The sequence below is a fragment of the Aquimarina sp. RZ0 genome, from assembly GCF_008370685.1.
In the GTDB taxonomy this organism is placed as follows: Bacteria; Bacteroidota; Bacteroidia; order Flavobacteriales; family Flavobacteriaceae; genus Aquimarina.
Genome location: NZ_VTZU01000177.1, coordinates 1 through 2594, shown reverse-complemented (window position 1 = coordinate 2594; position 2594 = coordinate 1). Strand labels below are relative to the sequence as shown.

The 2594-nt window shown below is 33.2% G+C and carries 4 protein-coding genes; all 4 read left to right on the top strand.

The window, feature by feature from the left end; genetic code table 11:
- Nucleotides 1–221: 221 nt before the first annotated feature.
- Nucleotides 222–647 carry a MarR family winged helix-turn-helix transcriptional regulator gene (locus F0000_RS26980; protein WP_149627801.1) on the top strand — a complete coding sequence of 142 codons (426 nt, stop codon included), beginning with the start codon at nucleotides 222–224 and terminating at the stop codon, nucleotides 645–647.
- A 66-nt stretch (nucleotides 648–713) separates the two neighbouring features.
- Nucleotides 714–1352 carry an isochorismatase family protein gene (locus tag F0000_RS26975; protein ID WP_149627800.1) on the top strand — a complete coding sequence of 213 codons (639 nt, stop codon included), beginning with the start codon at nucleotides 714–716 and terminating at the stop codon, nucleotides 1350–1352.
- Between the two features lie 31 nt (nucleotides 1353–1383).
- Nucleotides 1384–2109: a pirin family protein gene (locus F0000_RS26970; RefSeq protein WP_149627799.1), complete on the top strand. Its 726-nt coding sequence runs from the start codon at nucleotides 1384–1386 to the stop codon at nucleotides 2107–2109.
- Nucleotide 2110: 1 nt separating this feature from the next.
- A complete protein-coding gene (locus tag F0000_RS26965; RefSeq protein ID WP_149627798.1) occupies nucleotides 2111–2338 on the top strand; it encodes a hypothetical protein in 228 nt (75 codons plus the stop codon).
- The last annotated feature ends 256 nt before the right edge of the window (nucleotides 2339–2594 follow it).

Genomic DNA, 2594 nt, shown 5'->3' with positions numbered 1-2594 from the left:
AACTTTGAGTAAACAACAAGTGGATTCAATCCCCATAGAAGGTTAAAAAAAAAAAAAAAACGCATAGTACAACAGCGGATTAAATCAAATTGCGCCTTTGGCTTAAATGATTTAATCCTATAATGTTATAGCCAATTACACATAACCGAAAGCTTATCACTAATTATTTTGTAGTTCTAAAAATTAATTATAAATTTGCATAGGAAAATGTTACCTATACAATGATAAATAAAAAAGATTTATATCAAAATGTTGCAGTCGAACTGTTAACTACCCATAGTTGGTATATGCATCAATTGAAAACAGTTTTAAAGCCCTATGACATTTCACCTGCTCAATACAACATATTGAGAATACTAAATGGTGCAGATATTCGTCCAGTTTCAGCTGCTTATTTAAAAGACCAAGTAATTGATAAAGGCAGCAATATTACACGTCTAATCGATAAAATGGAAATTAAAAAATGGGTTACACGTTGTCTTTGTGAAACTAATAGAAGGCAGATGGATATAGACATTACCGAAGAAGGTAAACGAGTATTGTTAGAGGTTACAAAGGAAATAGACGAACTTATTAAAGTCCTCTACTCTATTACTGAAGATGAAGCAAGAGTAGTATCAAAAATTTTAACCAAAATCAGGAGATAAAAAAATTTACACAAATATTCTCCTATACAAATATTACCTATACAATAATAAATTAAAATTAATATTATGAGCACAGAAAACAGATTTACAGAATTCTTAACAAAAGAAAATGCAGTACTAACATTAATTGACCATCAAACAGGCTTATTAGCTAGTGTTAGAGATATTGACCCACTCCTATTGCAAAACAATCTAAAAGCACTTGCAACAATGGCAAAAGTAGCTGGAATACCAGTAATCATAACTACGAGTATGGCAGATGGACCAAACGGACCATTTTGGCAAGAGATATTAAATATAGTTCCAGATGCAACTATTATTGACAGACCAGGAGAAATAAACGCTTGGGATAATCCAGATTTTAAAGCTGCGATTGACAAAACTGGAAGAAGGAAAGTTATTATGGCTGGTATTGTAACAGACGTATGCTTATTATTTCCTGCCATTTCTGCTGTTCGTGATGGTTACGACCCATATGCAGTTGTTGATGCTTCTGGAACTTGGAACAAAATGGTTCAAGATGCAACAATGCATCGTTTATCACAGGCTGGTGCTAAAGTTGCTACTTGGGCATCCGTAAATGCAGAGTTAATGCGCGATTGGAGAGATGAGAAATCTATGGAACTAGGTGGTGTTTTAGGACAATTCACTTCTTATGGATGGATTTATGAAAGTTATTTATCGTCAGTAAAGCAGAGAAAATAACGTTGAATTATTAATTAAAAACATACATAAAATGAAATTACATATAAAATCAAAACAAGAACAAAAAGGTGTTTCACTTTTTGGTGGAAGTCTTCACGAAAACAAGCCTTTAGCTGGAGAACCTTTATATTCAAATCTTATTTATTGGGCAAACGTAGACGCAATTGAAGAAGGTGCTTTTCCAATGCATCCACACAAAGGCATTGAAATACTAACTTTCATTTTTGAAGGTGGTTTAGAACATTTCGATACAGCCACTAACAAATGGACACCTTTACCAGCAGATGGCGTACAGCACATACAAGCTGGAAGTGGTTTACAACATTCAGAAAAATATTGGAAAGGTTCAAGAGCTTTTCAAATATGGTTTGACCCAGATTTTAGTAAAGCACTAAACAAAGCACCTTACTACAAGGATTATCAAGCAGATGCTTTTAAATGGGTAAATGAAAATGGTTATGAGGTAAAATCATATGCAGGAGAAGACGCGCCAATAGAAACTGATGCTCCTAGTATTTCCGCAAAGCGATATAAACTACCAAAGGGAAATCATACTATCAATTTGGATAAGAATAACTTTCATTCATTCTATTTAATGGAAGGAAATATAGAGCTTGAAGGGAATAAAATGGCAAAAGATAGTTTTACAAAAACAAGTGGTTTAGATAAAATAAACCTGAATACTAGTGAAGAAAGTGAACTATTTATTTTGCAATCTCCCATTAAAGTAAATTACAAAAAGGTAACTGATAGATAAAATGACAGCAGAGAAAACACCTAAAAAATGGAAAATGGCAATCATAGTATGGATTGCCATTGTTCCATTAATTTTCACCATTATGCCATTCTTCAAACCGAGATTAATAGCACTAGGATTAAATTCTATTTTGACTGAACTACTTTTGACTACAATTTTGGTAATCCTAATGGTTTATGTGGCACAACCATTACTGATGAAAATATTTAGGAACTGGTTGAATAAATAAAACTGGCTATAACAATGTATAAAAGTAATAGCGGTTTGGGTTTTAATCCAAACCGCTATTACATTTAATTAAGTGTATTGTTATCTGAAAAATAGTTGCATATTAATCCGCTACTACTCTTATACTAACCGTTGGTGTGCCACGAAGCTGTGGTGATCCAGTGGGTGAGAATCCCATCAGAGTAATTGACTGTTCACTCTGAAGAAAAGCATACAGTTAACCTCGTGAGGGATTTGCTGAAGCTATGTTCTTTCAA

Coding starts and splice junctions, on each gene's coding strand:
- F0000_RS26980 (WP_149627801.1), top strand. CDS start 222: ATGATAAATAAAAAAGATTTATATCAAAATGTTGCAGTCGAACTGTTA.
- F0000_RS26975 (WP_149627800.1), top strand. CDS start 714: ATGAGCACAGAAAACAGATTTACAGAATTCTTAACAAAAGAAAATGCA.
- F0000_RS26970 (WP_149627799.1), top strand. CDS start 1,384: ATGAAATTACATATAAAATCAAAACAAGAACAAAAAGGTGTTTCACTT.
- F0000_RS26965 (WP_149627798.1), top strand. CDS start 2,111: ATGACAGCAGAGAAAACACCTAAAAAATGGAAAATGGCAATCATAGTA.